Source organism: Myxococcus xanthus (assembly GCF_013116825.1).
Taxonomy (GTDB): domain Bacteria; phylum Myxococcota; class Myxococcia; order Myxococcales; family Myxococcaceae; genus Myxococcus; species Myxococcus xanthus_B.
In genome coordinates, this window is record NZ_JABFNS010000250.1 from 1 (window position 1) to 5,011 (window position 5,011).

Here is a 5,011-nt window from a genome sequence, read left to right on the forward strand (position 1 = left end):
GGCGGGGAAGGGGCAGGCGCGCTACCACGTGCGGGTGGGGCGTCCCGAGGTCCGCGCCGTGGACGATGAGGGGATGGTGCCGGCGTGGCGGTTGGCGGAGGAACTGGGCGCGGCGAGTGGCCGGGATGGAGCGGTGGTGCTCTCCAACCGGGGGGCGCCGGTTCAGGCATGGGTGCAACTGGGGCCCGGGGCTTCCGCGGCATTGAGCAGCCTGGTGCGGGCGGCGCTGTCCTCGGACTGGCTCGTCACCCCACGGCTTCCGGAAGAGCCGGTGGGCGCGGGCGCGCGCTGGGTCGTGGCGCGAGCCCAGGAGGAAGGGCTGGCCGTCGTCACCTATGAGTTGGTGGAGTTGGAAGGCGCCCGCGGCCGGGTGCGTTTCCTCCTCCAGTCCCAGGGAGCGAAAGGTCCGCCGGCTCCCAGGGCCGAGGGCGAGCTGCGCTTCGACCTGCGCCGCCCGTTTCCCGAGCGGCTGGAGGTCCTCTACACGTCGCGCGCCGAACTGGGGACGCAGGGCCCCCGGCGGCTGGAGGTGGTCCGCCGCACGCGGGTGACGCTGGAGTCCGGCAGCCCCCTGGCCCCGGCGCACCCTGAAATGATTGCAGCCCCCTGGATATCGGAAGGGGAGCAGGTTCGCGCACCGTGAAGTCGGCCGCGCTCCCCGAGCAAGGGAACAGTGGGCGTTGGCTTGGCTTTGGGCCGTGCCTGCGTATCCTGCCGCGCGTCATGGCCACCGCCCCCGCCCCCTTCTCCGTTTCGCCTCCCCACGCACCTGGCCTGTCGGCGGTGCCTGCCCCTCAGCACGAGCCAGGCACCCGACTGCTCGTCGGGCTGTTGCTGGTGGCGGCGCTGGTGCCGCGGCTGGGCGTGTTCTTCGTCAACGAGAACCTCTTCGGTGACGCGGTGGTACGCACGGAGCTGGCGGAGCGCTGGCTGCGGGCGCCGCACCTCATCACCGCCTACGGGGACGGGGCCTATCAGTTCGGTCCGCTGCACATGTACCTGGTGGGCGCGGCGCTGTCGGTGTTCGACCGGGAGGTCGCGGGCCGTGTGGTGAGCCTGCTGTTCGGCGTGTTGTCGGTGGTGCCGCTGTTCGCGCTGACGCGCCGGCTCTTCGGTTGGCGCGCGGGCGTGGTGGCTGGCCTGTCCTTCGCGGCGTGGGGCATGCACATGCAGTTCTCCACCACGGCCGGCAGCGAGGCGGTGTCCCTCTTCTTCATGCTGGCCACCTTCGCGCTGTACGCGGAAGGCGTGGATGAAAACCGCTTCCTGCCCCTGTTCCAGGCGGCGTTGATGCTCAACCTGGCGTGCGCGCTTCGCTACGACGCGTGGATGTACATCCCGCTGCTCACGGTGGCGCTGTGCTTCAGCAGCCAGGACAAGGTGGTGGCGCTGACCCGGGCCGTGGGCTTCGGCCTGGTGTGCCTGCCGTTCCCCCTGTTGTGGATGCAGGGCAATGAGCTGATGCATGGCAACCCGTTCTTCCCGGTGGTGGCGGTGGAGGACTTCCACCGTAACTGGGTGAAGTCGTCCCTGGGCTCGGGGTCGAACGTGCTCTGGCGGCTGCAGCAGCTGGGGTTCTGGCCCGGCATCGCCTTGCTCACGCTGTCGCCTCTGGTCGCGCTGCTGGGCATGGCGGGCATGGTTCGCGCGTGGCGCTCGCGTCCGGACACGCGCTGGCTGGTGGCCGCGGCGGTGGTTCCCGCTGCCTACTTCACCTTCCGGGCGGCGGTGCTGCTGACCTTCGTCCCGCTGGGCCGCTTCACGGTGACGCAGGTCGCGCTGCTCCCCGTCTTCGTGGCCTTCGGCTTCGCCGGGCTGGTGGCAGCGCGTGGGCCCATGCTGCGCAAGGCCCTGGCGGGCGTGACGGTGCTGGTCGCCGTGGCCATGCCGGTGGCGATGGGCGTCTATACGTTCCGTGCCGACGGGCCGCTGCAGACCACGATGCGTCCCATCAGCCCCACGTCCACGAATCCCGTGGCGCTGATGCAGGTGGCGAAGTTCCTGAAAGCGGAAGTCGCCGCCAAGGGGGGGGCCGCGGCGCTCGACGTCGACCCGAACTACATGGACCTGCAACTGGCCTTCTTCTCCGGCCTCCCCGAGGAGCGGCTGGCGCGCGTGCGCTGGGACACCTTCCACCAGCGCATGCAGGAGGCCCGTCCGGAGGTGCTGGTCCGCTTCGACGGTGGTGAGCTGGCGAAGGCCACGGGCGTGAAGCTGGAGGAGCGCTCGCTGGTGCTGGACGGCGTGGCCTACCAGAAGCTGGATGGCTTCACCGCGCCGCTGCACGTGTACCGGCGTCAGCCGTAGCGCGGGCGCCTGGAGGGGCCCTCATGCCCCCCTCAGGGCTCCGAGTCGTAGTCGTCGGGGTGGTAGTCGGTATCGGGCGGCCGGTGGGCGTCCAGCCAGCCCTGGAGGATGAACTGCGCGGCCACCTGGTCGATGACCTCCCGGCGGCGGGCCCGGCTGACGTCCGCCTCGAGCAGGGTCCGTGTGGCGGCCACGGTCGACAGCCGCTCGTCCCAGAGCTCCACCGTCACCCCCAGCGACTGGGCCAGGGTGTCCGCGAACTTCCGGGACGCCTCGGCGCGCGGGCCCTCGCTGCCGTCCATGTTGAGCGGCAGGCCCAGCACGACGTGCGTCACTTCGTTTTCGCTCGCGACGGTGGCCAGCGCCGCGAGGTCCGCCTTGAGCGACGTGCGGCGAACGGTGGTGACGCCTTGGGCCGTGAGGCCCAGTCCGTCCGAGACGGCCACTCCAATGGTTTTGGTGCCCAGGTCCAGGCCCATGGTGCGCATGCCGCGGAACTTAACCGCAATCCTTCGTCGTGGACCGCTCCGTCCGCGCCTGGGGACGTGCCCCTGCTTCGGTGAGTGCTAACCGCCGGAATTCGCTGGGTGCCACCCACGCCCCCGGACGGCACCGCCGCTGCAATCCAGCGTTCCCGTCCGAAGGACGACTGCGCGGCGTCCACTCCAACCCCGTCGCGCGAGAGGGTTCATGCTCGACTTCCTCAAAGGTGCGGCCAACCTGCTGGCTGGCCCCATGTCCACCGCGGTGGATTTCGCGGGCAACGCGCTGGGATTGCCGCCGCTCATCACCAACTCCATCAAGGCCGCGGCGGGGGCCGCGACGGGCAACGTCATGCTGGCGGCCAGTGGCGCCATGGGCGTGGCGCAGGAGCTGTCGAAGAACCCGCCCGCGAAGACGGAGTACCACGCGTCCTCCTCGGGCAGCTCGAAGGCCGGCAGCGGCTACGCGCCCTCCGCGTCCTCGTCGCCCATCCTGAATCCGGGCAGCAGTCCGCTGGACCCGAAGATGCTCGACTACTCGGACGCCTTGAAGGTGCTGGAGGCGAACTTCCAGCAGTTGGACCTGCTGGATGGCAAGAAGAGCGGCTCGCTGTCGAAGAAAGACCTGCAGCGCATCTCCACGGACTCCAGCCTGTCTCCCCAACTGCGGGACGCGGCCCGCTTCATGGTGGAGAACACGGCCCTCTTCGAGCGGCTCGACCGGCAGGGGCCGCTGGCGCGGATTGGCATCTTCTCGCCGCTGTACAACCTCGACACCTTCTCGGTGCAGGACCTCCAGCGCGAGCTCAAGGCGGTGGATGCGGAGTTCGCGCGGTATGGCCGGCCCGTGCGCCCTGGAAGCGGTGGCACGACGCCTCCCGGGACGGGCGGCACGTCCGGCGGCGGTGGCTCCTCGCCTGTGTCGGGCAGCCCGCCGACGTCGGCGCCGAGCCCGCTGGACCCGGACTTCCACGAGTACCACGACGCCTTGCGCGTGCTGAGCGAGAACTGGGAGACCTTCGATACCGCGGTGGGGGCCCGGGACAACCTGCTCACGCGCGACAACCTGGACGCCATCCTGAAAAGCCCGGGCGCTTCGTCGACGCTGAAGCGCGCCGCGCAGTTCTTCAAGGACCACCCCGCCTACTACGACCGGCTGGAGATGGCCGCGGGCGTGGGGCCGCGGGACGGCATCGTGGGCCGGCCGGACGTCACGGCCGCGCTGCGACAGGCGGACGCAGCGCAGGCGTCATCCGGAACGCAGCCCGCGAGCGGCGCTGGCGGAAGCCGGCCGGTGGGCGGCACTTCGTCGAATGTGCGGAGCATCGTCGACAACCCCAACATGAGCATCGAGGACAAGATTCAAGCCATCTTGATGTCCATCTCCAGCGACACGGACGAGGAGATTCTCGACGTGATGGAGCAGATGGCGAACGTGCGCGACCAGCGGGCCTCGCTGGGCAACGGTGAGGCGGACCGGAAGGCGGGCGCGAAGCTGGAGAGCAGCATGCAGGAGCTGGAGTTGCGCCTTCAGCGGCTGGTGGAGAAGCGCAAGGCGATGTTCGACCTGATGAGCAACATGTCCTCGAAGTTCCACGAGATGGCGAAGACGGCCATCTCCAACCTGCGGAGCGCCTGAGCGGTCATGGGACGCATCATCAAACATGAGGGAGCGGTGGCCATGCGGATGCAGCGCGGCGCGGTGCAGAGCTTGAAGGCGTTTGCCCGGGGAGAGGCGACGTGGGCCGAAGTGGAGGGGATGACCTTCGAGGAAGCGAAGGCCATTGCCCAGGTGGGGTGTGACCTGGCGGCGGCGGGACGTCTGGAGGAAGCCCGCATCCTCTTCGAAGGCCTGGTGGAGGGAAACCCGAAGGACGCGGCGGCGCGGGCGGCGCTGGGCACCGTGTACCAGAAGCTGGGCAAGCTGGACGACGCCATCGCCGAGTACAGCGCCGCGCTGGAGCGTGAGCCCGACAACCCGGTGGCGCTGGCCAACCGGGGCGAGCTCTACCTCCGCAAGGGAGAGCGCCAGGGCTTCACCGACCTGGCGAACGCGGTGGAGGCGGACCCGCATGGCGAGACGGCGGGCGGCCGCCGGGCGCGGGCGCTGGTGAAGGCCATCACCTTGGTGGCGGTGGAGAAGCTGAAGGAGGACTCGCAGCCGTAGCGCCGGAGTCGGGGGGGGCGTGGGGCCACCCGGCTGTCGGGGAGCGGACGGGTGG

At 70.1% G+C, this 5,011-nt stretch carries 5 protein-coding genes; 4 read left to right on the forward strand and 1 reads right to left on the reverse strand.

The features are described from left to right. The coding region (locus tag HNV26_RS36745; protein ID WP_171453018.1) for a hypothetical protein at positions 1 to 643 on the forward strand (643 nt) is incomplete at its 5' end. A gap of 80 nt (positions 644 to 723) precedes the next feature. Beyond that, on the forward strand, positions 724 to 2,307 hold the full coding sequence (locus HNV26_RS36750) for an ArnT family glycosyltransferase (protein ID WP_216613078.1): 1,584 nt from the start codon (positions 724 to 726) through the stop codon (positions 2,305 to 2,307). 32 nt (positions 2,308 to 2,339) lie between these two features. Here the strand turns inward: HNV26_RS36750 and ruvX are convergent, their stop codons facing one another. Beyond that, a complete protein-coding gene (gene ruvX, locus HNV26_RS36755) occupies positions 2,340 to 2,795 on the reverse strand; it encodes a Holliday junction resolvase RuvX (protein WP_090490369.1) in 456 nt (151 codons plus the stop codon). A gap of 202 nt (positions 2,796 to 2,997) precedes the next feature. On the opposite strand from ruvX, the gene HNV26_RS36760 reads away from it, so the two are divergent. Both HNV26_RS36760 and HNV26_RS36765 read left to right on the forward strand, forming a co-directional pair. Continuing rightward, positions 2,998 to 4,428 (forward strand): hypothetical protein, encoded by a 1,431-nt coding sequence (locus tag HNV26_RS36760; protein WP_171445506.1) that lies wholly within the window; start codon positions 2,998 to 3,000, stop codon positions 4,426 to 4,428. Between the two features lie 6 nt (positions 4,429 to 4,434). Beyond that, positions 4,435 to 4,956 (forward strand): tetratricopeptide repeat protein, encoded by a 522-nt coding sequence (locus tag HNV26_RS36765; protein ID WP_140866103.1) that lies wholly within the window; start codon positions 4,435 to 4,437, stop codon positions 4,954 to 4,956. The last annotated feature ends 55 nt before the right edge of the window (positions 4,957 to 5,011 follow it).

Excerpts from the sequence above, each read along its gene's own strand:
- HNV26_RS36750 (WP_216613078.1), top strand. The coding sequence starts at position 724 with ATGGCCACCGCCCCCGCCCCCTTCTCCGTTTCGCCTCCCCACGCACCT.
- ruvX (WP_090490369.1), bottom strand. The coding sequence starts at position 2,795 with ATGCGCACCATGGGCCTGGACCTGGGCACCAAAACCATTGGAGTGGCC.
- HNV26_RS36760 (WP_171445506.1), top strand. The coding sequence starts at position 2,998 with ATGCTCGACTTCCTCAAAGGTGCGGCCAACCTGCTGGCTGGCCCCATG.
- HNV26_RS36765 (WP_140866103.1), top strand. The coding sequence starts at position 4,435 with ATGGGACGCATCATCAAACATGAGGGAGCGGTGGCCATGCGGATGCAG.